This window comes from Streptomyces sp. CA-243310 (assembly GCF_050936775.1).
Classification (GTDB): Bacteria; Actinomycetota; Actinomycetes; order Streptomycetales; family Streptomycetaceae; genus Streptomyces.
The window spans coordinates 663,815-680,837 of record NZ_JBNJMF010000001.1; the positions used below are offsets into that span (position 1 = coordinate 663,815).

General features: G+C 71.5%; 17 protein-coding genes and 1 riboswitch. Of the genes, 9 read left to right on the forward strand and 8 right to left on the reverse strand.

Going from position 1 to position 17,023, the window contains the following annotated elements; translation table 11 throughout:
* Positions 1-31 precede the first annotated feature (31 nt).
* Together ACQEVM_RS03145 and ACQEVM_RS03150 are read right to left on the reverse strand one after the other, a co-directional pair.
* Positions 32-562, reverse strand: coding sequence for an N-acetyltransferase family protein (locus ACQEVM_RS03145; RefSeq protein ID WP_433074527.1), 531 nt, complete (start codon positions 560-562; stop codon positions 32-34).
* 70 nt (positions 563-632) lie between these two features.
* Positions 633-1,208, reverse strand: a complete 576-nt coding sequence (locus ACQEVM_RS03150) for a TerD family protein (RefSeq protein ID WP_053681146.1) — start codon at positions 1,206-1,208, stop codon at positions 633-635.
* 154 nt (positions 1,209-1,362) lie between these two features.
* Between ACQEVM_RS03150 and arfB the strand changes: the two genes are divergently transcribed.
* A complete protein-coding gene (gene arfB, locus ACQEVM_RS03155) occupies positions 1,363-1,788 on the forward strand; it encodes an alternative ribosome rescue aminoacyl-tRNA hydrolase ArfB (RefSeq protein ID WP_267799122.1) in 426 nt (141 codons plus the stop codon).
* A 73-nt stretch (positions 1,789-1,861) separates the two neighbouring features.
* On the opposite strand, the gene ACQEVM_RS03160 is transcribed toward arfB, so the two are convergent.
* A complete protein-coding gene (locus ACQEVM_RS03160) occupies positions 1,862-2,431 on the reverse strand; it encodes a flavin reductase family protein (RefSeq protein WP_351381420.1) in 570 nt (189 codons plus the stop codon).
* Between the two features lie 313 nt (positions 2,432-2,744).
* Here ACQEVM_RS03160 and cdgB point away from each other — a divergent pair, with 313 nt between their 5' ends.
* Together cdgB and ACQEVM_RS03170 are read left to right on the forward strand one after the other, a co-directional pair.
* Positions 2,745-4,454, forward strand: a complete 1,710-nt coding sequence (gene cdgB, locus ACQEVM_RS03165) for a diguanylate cyclase CdgB (RefSeq protein ID WP_433074530.1) — start codon at positions 2,745-2,747, stop codon at positions 4,452-4,454.
* A 68-nt stretch (positions 4,455-4,522) separates the two neighbouring features.
* Positions 4,523-5,584, forward strand: coding sequence for a CBM35 domain-containing protein (locus tag ACQEVM_RS03170; RefSeq protein WP_433074533.1), 1,062 nt, complete (start codon positions 4,523-4,525; stop codon positions 5,582-5,584).
* A gap of 150 nt (positions 5,585-5,734) precedes the next feature.
* Here the strand turns inward: ACQEVM_RS03170 and ACQEVM_RS03175 are convergent, their stop codons facing one another.
* From ACQEVM_RS03175 to ACQEVM_RS03185, 3 genes are all read right to left on the reverse strand, one after another.
* On the reverse strand, positions 5,735-6,721 hold the full coding sequence (locus ACQEVM_RS03175) for a 1-phosphofructokinase family hexose kinase (protein ID WP_433074536.1): 987 nt from the start codon (positions 6,719-6,721) through the stop codon (positions 5,735-5,737).
* 101 nt (positions 6,722-6,822) lie between these two features.
* Positions 6,823-7,974 (reverse strand): N-acetylglucosamine-6-phosphate deacetylase, encoded by a 1,152-nt coding sequence (gene nagA, locus ACQEVM_RS03180; RefSeq protein WP_433074539.1) that lies wholly within the window; start codon positions 7,972-7,974, stop codon positions 6,823-6,825.
* Positions 7,974-8,906: an ROK family protein gene (locus tag ACQEVM_RS03185; protein ID WP_433079782.1), complete on the reverse strand. Its 933-nt coding sequence runs from the start codon at positions 8,904-8,906 to the stop codon at positions 7,974-7,976. Before ACQEVM_RS03185 ends, nagA begins: the two co-directional genes overlap by 1 nt.
* A 210-nt stretch (positions 8,907-9,116) precedes the next feature.
* Here ACQEVM_RS03185 and ACQEVM_RS03190 point away from each other — a divergent pair, with 210 nt between their 5' ends.
* The 3 genes from ACQEVM_RS03190 to otsB all read left to right on the forward strand — a co-directional run bounded on the left by ACQEVM_RS03190 (position 9,117) and on the right by otsB (position 11,604).
* Entirely contained in the window at positions 9,117-10,418 is a 1,302-nt protein-coding gene (locus tag ACQEVM_RS03190) for an extracellular solute-binding protein (protein ID WP_433074542.1), read from the forward strand.
* A 64-nt stretch (positions 10,419-10,482) separates the two neighbouring features.
* Positions 10,483-10,719 (forward strand): DUF3263 domain-containing protein, encoded by a 237-nt coding sequence (locus ACQEVM_RS03195; RefSeq protein WP_053681130.1) that lies wholly within the window; start codon positions 10,483-10,485, stop codon positions 10,717-10,719.
* Positions 10,720-10,752: 33 nt separating this feature from the next.
* Positions 10,753-11,604, forward strand: a complete 852-nt coding sequence (gene otsB / locus ACQEVM_RS03200; RefSeq protein WP_433074545.1) for a trehalose-phosphatase — start codon at positions 10,753-10,755, stop codon at positions 11,602-11,604.
* Positions 11,605-11,668: 64 nt separating this feature from the next.
* Here the strand turns inward: otsB and ACQEVM_RS03205 are convergent, their stop codons facing one another.
* Together ACQEVM_RS03205 and ACQEVM_RS03210 are read right to left on the reverse strand one after the other, a co-directional pair.
* Positions 11,669-13,102 (reverse strand): alpha,alpha-trehalose-phosphate synthase (UDP-forming), encoded by a 1,434-nt coding sequence (locus ACQEVM_RS03205; protein ID WP_433074548.1) that lies wholly within the window; start codon positions 13,100-13,102, stop codon positions 11,669-11,671.
* A gap of 45 nt (positions 13,103-13,147) precedes the next feature.
* Entirely contained in the window at positions 13,148-14,098 is a 951-nt protein-coding gene (locus ACQEVM_RS03210; protein ID WP_433074551.1) for a glucosyl-3-phosphoglycerate synthase, read from the reverse strand.
* Positions 14,099-14,306: 208 nt separating this feature from the next.
* A riboswitch (SAM riboswitch) is annotated at positions 14,307-14,464 on the forward strand.
* Between ACQEVM_RS03210 and thrC the strand changes: the two genes are divergently transcribed.
* The 3 genes from thrC to ACQEVM_RS03225 all read left to right on the forward strand — a co-directional run bounded on the left by thrC (position 14,458) and on the right by ACQEVM_RS03225 (position 16,728).
* The gene (gene thrC, locus ACQEVM_RS03215) at positions 14,458-15,765 is read left to right on the forward strand and encodes a threonine synthase (protein ID WP_433074554.1); all 1,308 of its coding nucleotides are present in this window, start codon (positions 14,458-14,460) and stop codon (positions 15,763-15,765) included. It overlaps the preceding riboswitch by 7 nt.
* 34 nt (positions 15,766-15,799) lie before the next feature.
* Positions 15,800-16,078, forward strand: coding sequence for a MoaD/ThiS family protein (locus tag ACQEVM_RS03220; protein WP_433074557.1), 279 nt, complete (start codon positions 15,800-15,802; stop codon positions 16,076-16,078).
* Between the two features lie 443 nt (positions 16,079-16,521).
* Complete coding sequence (locus ACQEVM_RS03225; protein ID WP_030009783.1) at positions 16,522-16,728, forward strand: cold-shock protein; 207 nt, start codon at positions 16,522-16,524, stop codon at positions 16,726-16,728.
* Positions 16,729-17,023: the final 295 nt, after the last annotated feature.

Below are 17,023 nucleotides of genomic sequence, written 5' to 3' on the forward strand. Positions count from 1 at the left end.
CGGGCCCCGCCCGCACGTGCGCGGCGCCGGGTCAGAGGGCCTTGCGCAGGACGGTGCAGGGGCGTCCGCGTTCCCGGTCGGCGGCGTGGCGCAGGAACACGTACCCCTGGGCGCGCCAGAAGGCGAGGGCGCCCGGGTTGCCGTCGAGCACGGCGATCCGCAGACCCGCGCGCCCCGCGGTACGGAAGCGGTCCGCGACGAGGGCGGCGAGGGCGGCGCCGTGTCCGGTGCGGTGGGCGGTCGCGTCGATGAGGAGGAGACCGATCCAGGGGTCCGGGTCGGTGGAGTCCGGGTCGCCCGGGGAGGGCCCGTCCCGGTGCGCGAGCGTGGCGGCCAGTCCGACGAGACGGCCGGCGGACCGGGCCATCAGCACCTCGGCGCCCTCGTGGGCGAGTTCGTCGGCGAGGGCCTCGGCGACCTGTTCCACGGTGATGCGGGCCGGGTCGGGGAAGTCGCCGCTGAGCTCGAAGAACGCGCGGTTGGTCGCGTAGAGCGTGGCGATCTCGGTGAGGACCGGGCCGGGGAGGGCGCCGTCGACGGGAACGAGCGGGTGCAGGATCACCGGTCGAACGGTAGCGAAGCCCCCTCCCCGGACGGGGGGAGGGGGCTTCGCCGGCGGCGGGGCCGCGAGATCAGACGTTGACGCCGAAGTCCTGGGCGATGCCGGTCAGGCCGGAGGCGTACCCCTGGCCGACCGCGCGGAACTTCCACTCGGCGCCGCTGCGGTAGAGCTCGCCGAAGACCATGGCGGTCTCGGTCGCCGCGTCCTCGGAGAGGTCGTAGCGGGCGATCTCGGCGCCGCCGGCCTGGTTCACGACGCGGATGTACGCGTTGCGGACCTGGCCGAAGTTCTGGCTGCGGGCCTCGGCGTCGTAGATGGAGACGGGGAAGACGATCTTGTCGACGTCGGCCGGCAGGCCGGCGAGGTTGACGTTGATGGCCTCGTCGTCGCCCGAACCCTCACCGGTGCGGTTGTCACCGGTGTGGACGATGGTCTGGTCCGGGGTGGACTTGTTGTTGAAGAAAACGAAGTGACCGTCGGAGACGACCTTGCCCGTCGGGTTGACGGCGATGGCGGAGGCGTCCAGGTCGAAGTCGACACCGGTCGTCGTACGGACGTCCCAGCCGAGGCCGACCGTGACGGCACTGAGGCCCGGGGCCTCCTTGGTGAGCGAGACGTTGCCGCCCTTGGACAGGCTTACTGCCATTTTGACTGGTGTCCCTTCGTCGTCACATGACCGCGAGATGTGGCCAAGTTACCGCTGCCCTTCATAACGCGGGGAGGGGGTCCGTAGGTTCCTGGGCCCCCTCCCCGGCGAAAAATGGGTGACGGGGCCGGGCGGGGGCGGGATCATTGGGGTCATGCCTGGTCCCTATGTCATTCGTGGTTCGGTCGTGTTGCCCGAGGGGGAGCTCGGCTGGCGGTTCTCGCGTTCCTCCGGGCCGGGTGGTCAGCACGTCAACACCTCGGACTCGCGCGTGGAGCTGCTGTTCGACGTGGCGGCGACCAAGGCGCTGCCGGACGTGTGGAAGGAACGGGCGCTGGAGCGGCTCGCCTCGCGGTTGGTGGACGGGGTGGTGACGGTACGGGCGTCCGAGCACCGCTCGCAGTTCCGGAACCGGGAGATGGCGCTCGTGCGCATGACCGCGCTGCTGGCGGAGGCGACGGCGCCGCCGCCGAAGGCCCGGCGGGCCACGAAGATCCCCCGGGGCATCAACGAGCGGCGACTGCGGGAGAAGAAGGCCCGGGGCGAGACGAAGCGCGGGCGGACCGCACGGGACTGGTGACGGCTGCCGGGGCCCGCCCCGGCACCCCCGGGGTCCGCGGATCCCGGGGGTGCCGGAGGGCCGGATCCCCGCCTCAGCCCGCCAGGTGGCGGTAGCGACCGCGGAAGTACGTCAGCGGCGGCGCGTCCGGGGTCGGCAGGGTGGTCGTGAGGACGCGGGCGAGGACCAGGGTGTGGTCACCGGCCTCGACGCGTGACTCGGTACGGCACTCCAGGGTGGCGAGGGCGCCGGTGAGCAGCAGGGCCCCGGAGACGGCGCCGCGGACCTGGGGCAGGCCCTCGAACAGCAGACGGTCGCTGATCCGGCCCTTCATGGCGAACCTGCCCGCCACCTGGAGCTGGCCGTCCGCCAGGATCGAGGCCCCCCACAGCGGCTGCTCGGCCAGCAGGTCGTCCATGCGGGAGCCCTCGCGCAGGCTCACCAGGACCATCGGGGGATCCAGGGAGACGGACATGAAGGCGGTCGCCGTCATGCCGACGTCCTCGCCGCGCGGGCCGTCCGCCGTCAGGGCGGGTTCGTGTGCGGTGATCAGGCACACGCCCGCCGTGAGCCGGGACATGGCCGCGCGGAACTCGTCGTTGCTCACCCCCTCAGGATGCGGTGTCGGAAACGGGGCGGGAGGTACGGGGGTCGTGTTCGGCACGCCTGGAACGCTAGTCTCACCGTCTCGCCGCGCACATCGGGCGCAAGTCCGAGCCGCGCCCCGGCCCCTTGGCCTAGGCCTGCCCCTGACGTTCGCTCTCGGAAATGCGGGGGAGCGCTCCCAGGGGCGCACGGCCCGAAGGTCGCCGGGAAGACCTCGTTATTCATCTCATGTGACTTGAGTCACAGAGGGCAAGATTTGTTGACCCTGTGTACCTGCCGCACAGCTCACTGTGATTCAGTGGACGGGACACCGCAACGAAACGCCGATGACAAACCTGGAGTTGCTGTCGAGGTCTCGGGGAGAGCGAGCAATGGAGACCGAGTCGGAGCCGTACGTCCGTCTTGCGACCCTGCGGCAGCTGCATCGGGTGGTGGCCGAGCTGAATACGGCCCGGAGCCTCGCGGACACCCTGCAGACCGTCGTGGACGGCATCGTCGTGGGCCTCGGCTACGAACTCGCCTGTGTCAACCTCGTACGCCCTGACGGGGATCTCGTCGTCGCCGCCTTCGCGGGCGACCCCGCCGCCGAGGCGCTGATCACGGGTCGCGTCGGTTCCCGCCCCGCCTGGGACCGCCGGCTGTCCATGGGTGAGAACTGGGACGGACTCCGCTTCATCCCGCACACCGAGGGCTGGGTCCTGATGGAGGACGACGTCCCCCAGTGGCACACCGACGGCCCCGATCCGCGCTTCGAGGACGAGTGGCACCCCGAGGACCGGCTCTATGCCCCCATGTATGCGTCCGGCGGGGAACTTCTGGGTGTCATTTCGGTGGACAGACCGCGCAACGGACGCCGCCCGGGCGCGTGGGGGCGCGAGGCGCTCCAGATGTACGCCTTCCAGGCGGCGATTGCGATCAGCAACGCACGCCTGCGCGCGAACATGCAACGGGCCCTCGTCCGGCTCGAAAGGGAGCAGCAGGCGCTCCGTGCCAGTGAGGAGTCGTTCCGCCAGGCCTTCGAGTACGCGCCCAGCGGAATGGCCATCGCCGAGATGGGCGGCGACCAGCACGGTCGGCTGCTGCGCACCAACGACGCGCTGTGCCGGTTGCTGGGCCGGCCGGCTTCCGTGCTGCGCCGGTACTCCTTCTCCGACCTCGTGCACCCCGAGGACATCGGCACCCTGCTGCGGACCTCCGCCGAGGGCGGGCGGGCCGAGCTGAGGCTCGGCCGGCGCGACGGCACGTACGTGTGGGTGTCGCTGCGCAACTCCGTGGTGGCCGACGCGGCCGACGGGCCCCGCTTCCTGCTCACGCACGTCGAGGACATCGAGGAACGGAAGCGGCACGAGCTCCAACTCGCGCACCGGGCCAGCCACGATTCGCTGACCGGCCTGCCGAACAGTGCCGAGCTGCGTTCCCGCCTGGGGGCGCGGCTCTGTCGCAGGCCCCAGTCCGTGCGCGCCACGGCCGTGGAGGCGCTGGACGCGGCCTTCGAGGGGCGGCCCGAGGGGGGTGGTGCCGTCGAGCACGGCTTTCAACCCGAGGTCCCGCACGGATTCGCGGCGCCCGACCCGTTCGAGTTCCCGGGCGCCGCGGTGGGCGGGACGACGGCCGACGGTGAGGCGGGGCCGTACGACCACCACGTGCACGCGGTCGCGCCCGACCCGGACATCGACGACGGAACGAAGGGCCTGGCCGTCCTCTTCTGTGACCTCGACGGATTCAAGTCGATCAACGACCGGTTCGGGCACCACACGGGTGACGCGGTCCTGATCGAGGTCGCCCGGCGCCTGACGACGGGCGTCAGGGACGGTGACACCGTCGCTCGGCTGGGTGGTGACGAGTTCGTCGTCCTCGCGGACGGGCTGGGGGCGGCCGACGCCGCCGACCTGGCCGTCCGGCTGCGCAACGCGATCATCCCGCCGATCAGGGTGGACGGCCGGGCGGTCCGCGTCGGAGCGAGTTTCGGCATCGGCTGGGCCGGCTGCGGGATGTCCGCGGACGAGGTGCTCCGCTCCGCCGACCAGCGGATGTACATCGAGAAGCGGTCCCGTTCCAAGGCACACCGCAGGGCCGGCTGAGCCGATCGGCCGCCCGTGGGTGCACGTGTTCGGGGTAGGCTCCCGTGGGTCGAAAGGAGTGACCTGCGATGACGACGCCCGCGAACAACGGCCCGAACAGTGGGGCGAAGAAGCCCGAGGACGACGATCCGTTCGGCTACCTCTACGCGGACGGCCAGGCCGCCGGAGCCACCCCGCCCACGTCGGGCGGTGGGTACGGCTACCCCGGCCCGACGGGCGGCGGCCAGCCCGGAACGCAGCCCGGTGTCCCCCGCACCTCGTACAACCAGGTGCGCACGGTCGGCGATCGGTCGTCCCGCGGCCAGCGCGGTGCCGTCCCCTACCAGCAGGGCCCGCAGTCCTACGAGGCCCAGTACCAGGCCCCCGAGGCGCTCCAGGCGGGCGGCTACGGGGTTCCGCCGCAGCACCAGTCCGCGCAGCCGCAGACCCAGGTGGTCTCGGCCCCGGGCGGGCACGGCGGTCATGGCGGGCACGGTGGCGGCGGTGGCGGCGGCTCCAGCCGGCGCGGGCTGCTGATCGCGGCGGTCGCGGTGGTCGGCGCGGTCGTGATCGGCATCAGCGCGGCGCTCGTCTTCGGCAACGAGGGCAAGAAGAAGGACGACAAGGGTCAGGCGGCCGGTCAGTCCCAGGCGCCGGTCACCCCGCAGAAGTCGAAGGATCCCGAGCCGAGCGGCTCCCCGGAGGCCTCTCAGGCGCCGCTGCCCAATGGTGACGCGGCGGGCGCCGGCATGTTCCTGTCGGGCGGCGCGCAGTTGCAGAGCGCCGTGCCCGGGTCGAAGAGCACCGGCGGCCAGTACGTGGGTGAGTTCAATCACCAGGGCGCCGCGCTGACGTGGACGGTCGACCTGCCCGAGGACGGCAAGTACACGCTCTTCGTGAACTACGGGGTGCCCGGCAAGGACGCGAAGGCGACCCTGACGATCAACGGGCAGAGCCCCAACCAGAGCCTGAACCTCGCGAACTTCGCCAAGGCCCCCGAAGGCGCCTGGGACAAGGGGTGGACGACCACCTTCGCCTGGATAAACCTGAAGAAGGGCACGAACACGATGAAGATCTCGTGTGAGGCCGGGGACAAGTGCGAGACGATCTTCGACCAGCTCAACCTCGGTCGGGGACACGTCAGGCGCTGACCGGGCGGCGCGGTACGCGCTTCGGACGCGCTGAACGAACGCGCTGAACGGACGCGCTGAACGGACGCGCTGAACGGACGCGCTGAACGAGAACGGGCGGGGCGCACCACGCGAGTGGCGCGCCCCGCCCGTTCGTTCTCCGGCCCCGCGTCAGGTCCGGCGGCCGACACGGGGGTTGTGGGGGCGCGCGCCCCGGTGGGTGTCCGGCGGGCCGGTCGGGGCGGCGCCCGTGACGGCGACGGCGTCGCGGAACTCCTCGTAGGTGCGCGCGTCGAACTCGCCCGCCGCCGGTGCGCGGACGGTGGCAGCCGAGAGGGCGACGGCGCGCGACAGCCGCTCCGGCCAGTCCAGTCCCTCCGCCAGGCCCGACAGCAGGCCGGCGACCGCGGAGTCGCCGGCCCCGGTGGGGTTGCCGCTGAGCACGCGGGGCGGGGTCGCGCGCCAGGTGCCGTCGGCGGTGTCGGCGAGGAGTCCGCCCGGGCCGAGCGAGGTGACCACGGCGTGGGCGCCACGTCGGCGGGCGTCGCGGGTGGCGGGCAGCGGGTCGCGGGAGCCGGTGAGTTCGGCGAGCTCGGCCGCGTTCGGTTTGATCATCTCGGGGCGGGCGGCGATGCCCCGGCGCAGGGCCTCGCCGCCGGTGTCGAGCAGGACGGGGACCCCGGCGGCGCGGGCCGTCCGTATGAGCAGCGCGTAGGAGCCGACCGGCACGCCGGGCGGCAGGCTGCCGCACAGGGCGACCGCCCGGGCGCCGGCGAGGAGTTCGCCGTAGCGGGACAGGAACCCGGTCCACTCGGCGGGGGTGATGTGCGGGCCCGGTTCGTTGAACTGCGTGGTGTCGCCCGAGGCTTCGTCGACGACGGCCAGGGTGCGGCGGGTGCCGCCGGCGCAGGGGACCAGGGCGTCCACCACGCCGGGCGAGTCGGCGAGGAGGTCGCGCAGGACCGTGCCCACCGGCCCGCCCGCGAAGCCGGTGGCGGTGACCTCGTGGCCGAGGGTCGCGAGGACGCGGGCCACGTTGAGGCCCTTGCCGCCGGGGCGTTCGCAGGCGCCGGTGACCCGGTGCGAGGTGTGCGGGTGCAGTCGCGGCACCCGGTAGGTGACGTCGAGTGCGGTGTTGAGCGTCACGGTGAGGATCATGGCAGGCCCCGGTCTCGGTGGATGCCGGGATCATGCCAAACGGAAGGCGGCCCGCCCAGTCCCGCCGGCCGCCCGCCCCGTCCCCGCCGCCGATCCGGTACTCAGGAAACCGGGCTGACGATCCATTCGCCGCGCCGCATGACTCCCTTGACCTCGAACTCCGCGTCCAGGACGACCAGGTCGGCGTACTTGCCGGGCTCCAGCGAGCCGACCTCGTCGTACAGGCCGAGGAGCTTCGCCGGGTTCGCGGAGATCGCCTGGACGACGGACTCGACGGGGAGCTTGTCCACGGTCACCGACCGCTTGAACGCGGTGTCCAGGGTCAGGGTGGAACCGGCGATGGAGCCGCCGTCGACGAGGCGGGCCACGCCCTCCTTGACCTCGACCTCCAGCGGTCCGAGGTGATAGGTGCCGTCGCCGAATCCGGCCGCGTCCATGGCGTCGGTGATCAGCGCGACGCGGTGCGCGCCCGCGTGGTGGAAGGCCAGTTCCAGCATTGCGGGGTGCAGGTGCGTACCGTCGTTGATCAGCTCGACGGTGACGCGCTCGTCCTCCAGCAGCGCCGCGATCGGGCCGGGGGAGCGGTGTTCCAGGCCGGGCATGGCGTTGTAGAGGTGGGTGGCCACGGTCGCGCCCGCGTCGATGGCCTGGCGCGTCTGCTCGTACGTGGAGTCGGTGTGGCCGATCGCCGCGATGACCCCGTGCTCGGCCAACAGTCGTACAGAGTCCAGCCCGCCCGGCAGCTCGGTGGCCAGGGTGAACATCCGGGCTGCCCCGTGCGAGGCGTCGATCAGCTTGCGGACCTCGGCCGGGTCGGGGTCGCGGAGCAGGTCCTCCTTGTGCGCTCCCTTGCGGCAGGCGTTGATGAACGGCCCCTCGAAGTGGATGCCCGCGATCTCGCCCTGCTGCGTCAGTTCGGCGAGCAGGCCCGCGCGCCGGGCCAGCTCGTCGAGGTCCCCGGTGACCGTGGAGGCGATCACCGTGGTGGTGCCGTGCTCGCGGTGGGTGCGTACGCCCTTGAGGACCTCTTCGGCGGTGCCGGAGGTGAAGGAGGCGCCGCCTCCGCCGTGGTTGTGCATGTCCACGAAGCCCGGGACGATCCAGTGTCCGGTCAGGTCCACGACGCGGGTGTCCTCACGGGCGCTGCCCGCGACGCGCTCTCCGTCGACGATGACGCGGCCGCCCGCGACGATCCCGGTGGGCAGCACCACCTTGGCGCCGGAGAGAACAGTGCTGTGCGCGCTTCCGGACATCAGGCAGGTACCTCCGTGGCGAGTAGGTCCCAGGCGAGCAGCCCTGCGCCCAGGCATCCGGCGGTGTCCCCGAGGGCCGCCGGAACGATCTCGGGCAGCCGCTGGAACGTCACGCGCTCCTCCACGGCCGTCCGAAGTGGTGTGAACAAGGTTTCCCCCGCCTCGGCGAGCCCGCCACCGATGATCAGCGTGCGGGGGTCCAGCAGGGTGATCGCGGTGACCAGGCCGTCGGCGAGGGCGCCGATGGCGGTCTGCCACACCGCTCGGGCGCGTGCGTCGCCGGAGGCGACGGCCTTGGCGCAGTCGGCCGCGTCGGCTTCGGGGTCGCCGGAGGCGGCGGCCCAGGCGCGGCTGACGGCGGAGGCGGAGGCGAGGGTTTCCAGGCAGCCGTGTTGGCCGCAGCCGCAGGCGGGTCCGCCGGGGCGGACCACGATGTGGCCGATCTCGCCGGCGTAGCCGTGGGCGCCGGCCTCGATGCGGCCGGCGATGCCGATGGCGCCGGCGATGCCGGTGCCGAGGGGGACGAAGAGGAACCGGTCCGCGCCCCGTCCCGCGCCGATGCGGCCCTCCGCGAGTCCGCCCGTGCGCACGTCGTGGCCGAGGGCCACGGGGATGCCGCCGAGGCGTCTGCCGAGCAGTGCGCGCATGGGTACGTCGCGCCAGCCGAGGTTCGCCGCGTAGACGGCGATCCCGTTCTCGGCGTCGACGATGCCGGGCACGGCCACGCCGGCGGCCGAGGCGGCCGTGGCGTAGCGGGCCCGGCCCAGGTCGAGGAGTTCGCAGGCGAAGTCCAGGATCGTCTCGACGACGGCTTCGGGGCCCCGGTCGCGGCCGGTGGCGCGGCGTGCCTCGTGCAGCAGGGTGCCGTCCTCGGCGACGAGGGCGGCCTTCATCCCGGTGCCGCCCACATCGAGGGCGATGACGTGTTTCACGGGTTTCACAGAGACAGTCTCGCGCGCTTGGGAGGCAAAGGTCTAGTCCAATGGGGAGGATTGTTGAGCGGCCATACAAAATCGGGGCCCTGGTCCGGCAACAGTCCGGACACGGTCCGGGCCCCGGGCGCTCCGGAATGTGGACGCGTCGCCAAAGTGGTGTAGACCTTACGTCGAATCGTACGTACAACAAGGGGTGGATCGAGAACTGTGAAGGGCCGTTACCTGAGCCTGGCCGCGACCGGGGCCGCGCTGTGCCTGACCACGACGCTGACCGGCTGCGGATCCGTGTCGGCGCTCACCGGGGACAACGAGGTGACCCTCCGGGTCGTGGCGGCCGACTACGGCGACAATCCGCAGAACTCCTCGACCGGCTACTGGAAGGGCCTCGCCGAGAAGTTCCAGAACGACCACCCGGGCGTCAAGGTCGAGGTCAGCGTCTACTCCTGGACCGAGGTCGACGCGAAGGTCGCCGAGATGGTGAAGGCGAACAAGGCCCCCGACATCGCCCAGATCGGCGCCTACGCCGACTACGCCGAGGCGGACAAGCTCTACACCGCCGACGAACTGCTCTCCGTGCAGACCGAAGCCGACTTCCTCGCCCCGCTCGCCGACGCCGGCAAGCACAAGCGCACCCAGTACGGCCTCCCCTTCGTGGCCAGCACCCGACTGCTCTTCTACAACGAGAAGATGCTCACGGACGCGGGCGTGCTGGCGAAGGACGCCAAGGGTGGCTGGCAGCCGAAGAGCTGGGCGGAGCTGGAGGCGGCCGCCAAGAAGCTCAAGGCCAACGGCGTCCCCACCCCCTTCGCGCTGCCGCTCGGCCGCGAGGAGGCCCAGGCCGAGACGATGAACTGGCTCCTCGCGGGCGGTGGTGGCTACACCGACAACGAGGAGAACTACTCGATCGACTCCGCGGAGAACGTCAAGACGCTGGAGTTCCTGCGCGACAAGCTGGTCGGCCAGGGCCTGACCGGCTCCGTGGAGCCGGGCAAGTACGACCGCCAGGGCGCCTTCGACGCCTTCACCCGAGGCGAGGTCGGCATGCTCAACGGCCACCCCACGCTGATCAAGCAGGCCACCGCGAAGGGCCTCAAGTTCGGCATGGTGCCCATGCCCACGGTCGACGGCACCGAGCACTCCGCCATGGGCGTCGCCGACTGGGTGATGGCCTTCAAGAACGGCCACAAGAAGGAGTCCGGGCAGTTCCTCGACTTCCTGTACGAGGCCGACAACGTGACGTCCTTCACCACCCAGTACGGCCTGCTGCCCGTCACCACCAGCGGCTTCCGGGCCATGCAGAACGCCACCGGCGGCTCCGCCCCGCAGCTGAAGACCTTCCTGGCGGCCCTGCCCACCTCGAAGCTGTACCCGGTCGGCAAGAAGTCCTGGGCGGGCGTCAGCGAGGACGTGAAGAAGAACATCGGCTCGACCGTCAAGCCCGGCGGCAAGCCCGAGAAGGTCCTGGGCGAGATCGCCGAGTCCGCGCGGAAGGCGGACGGGAGCCAGTGACACCCGCGCCGCGCCGCCCCGGGGTCGCCGGGGCGGTGTCGGTGGCCGGCGTTAATCTGGCCGTATGACGGACGACGGGCGGTTGACGGCCACCGAGGCCGCCGTGCTCGCGTACGAGGGACGTACCTGGTCGGGCCCCGGCGCCAAGGAGCGGGCCATTCGCGAGGGACTGGGCATGCCCCCCGTCCGGTACTACCAGCTGCTCAACGCCCTGATGGACGATCCGCGGGCACTGGAGCACGCCCCCGGCACGGTCAACCGACTCCGCAGGATCCGCGAAGCGCAGCGGGCCCGGCGATAGCCGTCCCACGACAGGACCGTTAGGGTCGTCCCCATGGGGAGCCACCCGCACGATCTGCCGATGCCCGTGCCCGCCACAGCCGCCGGACGCGAGGGGCTCGAAGCCCTGCTCCGCGCACCGCGCCGGTCCGTCGTCGCCCTCGACTTCGACGGCACCCTCGCCGACATCGTTCCCGACCCCGACCAGGCCCGCGCCCACCCGGACGCCGTACCGGCACTGGCCGCGCTCGCCCCCGAGGTGGCCGCCGTCGCCGTCGTCACCGGCCGGCCCGCCGGGGTGGCCGTCCGCCACGGCGGCTTCGCCGGCGTCCCGGGGCTGGAACACCTGGTGGTGCTCGGGCACTACGGGGCCGAGCGGTGGGACGCCGTCACCGGCATCGTGCACGCGCCCGCCGAACACCCCGGGGTGGCGGCCGTACGCGCCGAACTGCCGGGCTTCCTGGAGTCCATCGGTGCCTGGCGCGGCACCTGGATCGAGGAGAAGGGCCAGGCGCTGGCCGTCCACACCCGCAGGGCCGCCGACCCGGAAGCGGCCTTCGCCGCGCTCCGCGAGCCCCTCGCGGACCTGGCGGCCCGACACGGGCTGATGGTCGAGCCGGGCCGGGCCGTGCTGGAGCTGCGACCGCCCGGCATGGACAAGGGCGTCGCCCTGACCGAGTACCTCGCGGAGATGGGCGCCGAGGCGGTGCTGTACGCCGGGGACGACCTCGGGGACCTCGCCGCCTACGCCGCCGTCGAGAAGCGGCGCGCCGACGGACTGCCGGGCCTGCTCGTCGCCAGCGGCTCCGAGGTGCCCGAACTCGCCTCCCGCGCCGACCTCGTCCTCCCCGGACCCGAACAGGTCGCCGCCCTCCTGGCGACGCTGGCCGCGACCCTGCGCGCCTGACGACCCGGGCGGCCGGCGTTCGGCGGCCGGCGGCCGGGGGGAACCCGCGCCGACCGCCGACCGTTCACATGTCCCGCAGGGCGTCCAACTGGGCGCGGAACCAGCGGGCCGGGGGCAGGGCCGTCGCGGCGGACGCCAGCCGCTTGGTGCGCTCCGTCCGCTCCGACCTCGGCATCGTCAGGGCCAGGTGCAGCGCCTGCGCCGTCTGCGTCACGTCGAACGGATTCACCGTCAGCGCGTCCTCGCCCAGCTCCCCGAACGCCCCCGCACCCGTGGACAGGACCAGGGCGACGCCCCGCTCCGAGACCACCGGGATCTCCTTCGCCACCAGGTTCATGCCGTCCCGCACCGGGTTGACCAGCGCCACGTCCGCCAGCCGGTAGGCCGCCAGGGAACGCGCGAAGTCGTCCTCCACCGACACCAGCACCGGCGTCCAGTCCTCCGTGCCGAACTCCGCGTTGATCTCCGCGGCGAGCGCGGCGACCGCCTCCGTGTACGACCGGTACACCGCGAGGTCCTGCCGCGAGGGGTACGCCGACGCCAGGTGCACCACCTTGCCCACCCACTCGGGGCGGGTGGCCAGCAGTTCCCGGTAGGCCAGCAGGCCGCGCAGGATGTTCTTCGACAGCTCCGTGCGGTCCACCCGCACGATCGTCTTGAGGTCGCCGACCTCCGCGCGCAGCGCCGCCAGCTTCCCGTCCACCTCCGGCCGGTGGGCCAGCGCCCGCAGCTCCTCGCCGTCCACGCCCAGCCCGAAGACCGCCACCTCGGTGTTCCGCTGCGGCCAGATCGAGTACCGGCGGTGCTCGACCCTCGTGCCGTGCACCTGCGCCAGGCCCCACGCGTCGTCGAGCTCCATGGCCCCCAGGAACGCGTCGGCCCACTCCCGGGTGTGGAAGCCGAGCAGGTCCGCGCCGAGCATGCCCCAGGACAGCTCCTCGACCACGTACTGCGGGAGGATCCGCAGGGAGTCCGGCGAGGCCCACGGGGTGTGCGTGAAGTGCGCGATCCGCAGGTCCGGCCGCAGGACCCGGAGCATGCCCGGCACCAGCGCCAGGTGGTAGTCCTGCACCAGCACCGACGCGCCCTCGCCCGCCTCCTCGGCGAGCGCCTCCGCGAAGGCCCGGTTGTAGGCGTCGTACGACTCCCAGAGCCGCCGGAACTCGGCGTCGAAGGCCGGCGCGCGCGGGATGTCGTACAGGTGGTGGTGGGTGAACCAGAGCACCGAGTTCGCGATGCCGTTGTACGCGTCGTCGTAGACCGCCGAATCGATGTCCAGCATCCGGACCCCGGGCTCGGACACGCCCCGACGCACCGCCTCCCGGTCCGCGTCCGACAGCGCCGCGCAGATCCACACCGTCTCCGGCTGCTCCGCGAGGGCGGCGGAGAGCCCGGAGACCAGACCGCCCCCGCCGCGCCGGGTGTCGAGGGTGCCGTCGTCGGCGAGGGAGTACGAGAGCGGGCCGCGATTCGCGGCGACGAGCACCTGAGAAGCCATGCGCCGAACCTAGCCCGGCCGGAACCCGCTCAAACGTCCGGTTCGTCACGCCACCCGGCGGCCCGCGTACTCCTTGACCTCGATCATCGGCGGCCGTTCCTCGGTGTCGACGGCGTACGTCCGCGGCACGAAGCCGTCCGGACCCCGCTCGAACTGCGTCAGCTCCGGCCGTACGAGGTGCCCGCGCGACAGACGCAGTTGCGCCGTCCGGTAGATCGCCGCGGCCATCCGGCCGAGCGCCTGACCGTCCTGGTGCCGGTGCAGTCGTACCCCGACGTCCACCTGGGCCAGCGCGTCCAGCCCGACCGTGTGCAGCGCGTCCACCAGCAGCCCCAGCTCGACGCCGTAGCCGACGGGGAACGGCAGCCGCTCCAGCAGCGACCGGCGCACCGCGTACTCGCCGCCCAGCGGCTGGACGAAGCCCGCCAACAGCGGCCAGTGCAGGTTGAGCAGCGGGCGGGCCACCAGCTCGGTCACCCGGCCGCCCTGCCCGGGCGCGTCGCCGAGCGGGCGGTCGTACATCGCCTTCACGAACTGCACCTCGGGATCGGTCAGCAGCGGGCCGACGATCCCCGACACGAAGGAGGCCGAGAAGTCGCGCAGGTCGGCGTCCACGAAGCAGACGACGTCGCCGGTCGTGGCCAGCAGCGAGCGCCACAGCACCTCGCCCTTGCCGGGCAGGGCCGGCAGCCGCGGCAGGATCTCGTCGCGGTGCACCACACGGGCACCGGCCTTCGCGGCCACCTCGGCCGTCCGGTCGCGGGAGCCCGAGTCGACGACCACCAGCTCGTCCACCAACGGCGTCGCCGGCCCCTCGATCAGCTCGCGGCGGATCACCTCGACGATCTCGCCGACCGTGGCCTCCTCGTCGAGCGCGGGCAGCACCACGCTCACCGTGGTGCCCGTCGCCCGTTTCCGGTCGAGCAGCTGGTCGAGCGGTCGATCGGCAGCGGACCAGGAGCGCTCGGCCAGCCAGCGCTCCACCTCTTCCAGCACTTTCGGCACTCCCTGATGGGTCGGTCGATCGTCGGCGGTTTCGGACGAAATGTGATCCATGTGTGATCCATCTCGCCGTTCGGACGGCTGTCTCAACCGCCCGGGGCTTCGGTTACAGTCTTGAACAACGCGAGGGACCACCGCATGCCGGGGGTCCACGTGCACAAACGCCCGGGCCCGCCATGGAGTGCGTCACCCGGTGCCATACCGCTCATCCAGAGGGGCAGAGGGACACGGCCCGTTGAAGCCCCGGCAACCCTCCAGTCGGTCTCGCGATCACGCACATCCGCTGCGTCAGCGAGGTCCCCGACTAGGGAAGGTGCCAATTCCGTCTCATGGCGAAGTGCGCCATGGGGAAGATGAGGAGAAAGGGCCTCGCCATCATGGCTGCACAGACTGTCACCACCTCTGCCGGAATCGTCGATCTCGGACCCGCCACCGGCCTTTCCTGCCGCGAGTGCGCCACCCGCTTCGAACTCGGTCCGATCTTCGCCTGCGCCGAGTGTTTCGGACCGCTCGAAGTCGCCTACGACCTGCCCACCGGTGACCCCGAGGCGCTGCGCGCCGCGATCGAGGCCGGCCCGAACAACATCTGGCGCTACGCGCCGCTGCTGCCCGTCCCGGCGGACGTGGCCTCCAAGCCGAGCCTGAACCCCGGCTTCACCAAGCTCGTGGACGCCGAGAACCTGGCCAAGGAGCTGGGCGTCACCGGCAAGCTCTACGTCAAGGACGACTCCGGCAACCCGACGCACTCCTTCAAGGACCGCGTCGTCGCCATCGCCGTCGAGGCCGCCCGCGCCTTCGGCTTCACCACCCTCTCCTGCTCCTCCACCGGCAACCTGGCCGGGGCCGTCGGCGCCGCGGCCGCCCGCGCCGGCTTCCGGTCCTGCGTGTTCATCCCGCACGACCTGGAGCAGGGCAAGGTCGTCATGGCCGGTGTCTACGGTGGCGACCTGGTCGGCATCGAGGGCAACTACGACGACGTCAACCGCTTCTGCTCCGAGCTCATCGGCGACCCGCTCGGCGAGGGCTGGGGCTTCGTCAACGTCAACCTGCGCCCGTACTACGGCGAGGGCTCCAAGACCCTCGCGTACGAGATCTGCGAGCAGCTCGGCTGGGAGCTGCCCGATCAGATCGTCATCCCGATCGCGTCCGGCTCGCAGCTGACGAAGATCGACAAGGGTCTTCAGGAGCTGATCAGGCTCGGACTGGTCGAGGACAAGCCGTACAAGATCTTCGGCGCCCAGGCCGAGGGCTGCTCGCCCGTCTCGACCGCCTTCAAGGCCGGCCACGAGGTGGTCCGCCCGCAGAAGCCGAACACCATCGCCAAGTCGCTGGCCATCGGCAACCCGGCGGACGGCCCCTACGTCCTGGACATCGCCCGCCGCACCGGCGGCTACGTCGAGGACGTCAACGACGAGCAGGTCGTCGAGGCCATCAAGATCCTCGCGCAGACCGAGGGCATCTTCGCCGAGACCGCGGGCGGCGTGACCGTCGGCGTGACGAAGAAGCTCATCGACAACGGGCAGCTCGACCCCGCGCTGACCACGGTCATCCTGAACACGGGTGACGGTCTCAAGACCCTGGAGGCGGTGGCCGCGGACAGCGGGCAGACCGCCACGATCCGCCCGAGCCTGGACGCGTTCCGCGCCGCCGGCCTGGCCTGACCCTCCCCCCGTACTCCGGAAAGGCAGCAGCACCATGAGCGTCAACGTCCGCATCCCCACCATCCTGCGCACCTACACCGGCGGCCAGGCCGAGGTGTCCGCCGAGGGCACGACCCTCTCCGAGGTCATCGAGTCCCTGGAGAAGAGCCACCCGGGCATCGCCGCCCGCGTCCTGGACGACCAGGGCAAGCTGCGCCGCTTCGTGAACGTCTACGTGAACGACGACGACGTGCGCTTCGAGGGCGGGCTGCAGACGTCGACGCCCGACGGCGCCGGCATCTCGATCATTCCGGCGGTCGCGGGCGGCTGCTGAACCGTCCCGGACTTCCATCCACGGACTTCCGCGGGGACTTCCCCCGAGGGCCGTGCGCCGACGAGAGCAATCCGAATTGCCCCTTCCGCCGATAAGCGGAGGGGGCAATTCTGGTTGATTGGGCGCGGTAGAGTTGGGGAAGTCCCCTCCGCCGTACTTGCCCGCCGCATATGAGCGGGCCGCCGGATGGTTGACATTGAGTCAACATGCAAGCGCCGTATGGGTCTTTGGTGCCGAATGTCAGGCCCGAGTTGCCCGGCCCTATGCCAAATTTTCACTCTATTTCAATGTTTCCTCGTGTCCTGAATTCTCGTCGGAATGACCTGTTGCACACAGCACTGGTGCGGATACATTCAGCCGCGGTCGAGGCGTTCCGGCGCAAGTTCTGACCCGGGTCCGCGAAGTGCGGTCCTGCGCAAGGGCCAGTAATAGGGGAGTTAGGCATGGCTCAGGGCACCGTCAAGTGGTTCAACGCGGAGAAGGGCTACGGCTTCATCGCGGTCGACGGTGGTGCGGATGTGTTCGTCCACTACAGCGCCATCCAGATGGACGGGTACCGCACCCTTGAAGAGGGTCAGCGGGTCGAGTTCGAGATCTCGCAGGGCCAGAAGGGTCCGCAGGCGGACATGGTCAAGCTCGCACTCGGCTAGTCCCGGCGCGATCGACCACCGACGCACGGACATCGAGGGGCCCACATCCTGGACAAGGGATGTGGGCCCCTCGTGCATGACCCCGTCCGACCGGCGCGTTCGCGGGGTGTTGCCCGAAGCCGCTTGCACTCGCGGGGGTCGAGTGCTAATCATTGGCGTTAGCACTCTCCAGGTGAGAGTGCTACTCAACGAGGACCGGGCCGGTGAGGCCCGCAGGGTCCGGCGGGAAGGAACCGCCGGGCTCGCTGGCCGTCCGTCGCGGGCGCGGGCGCGGTCCGGAGCAATCCACCCCTGT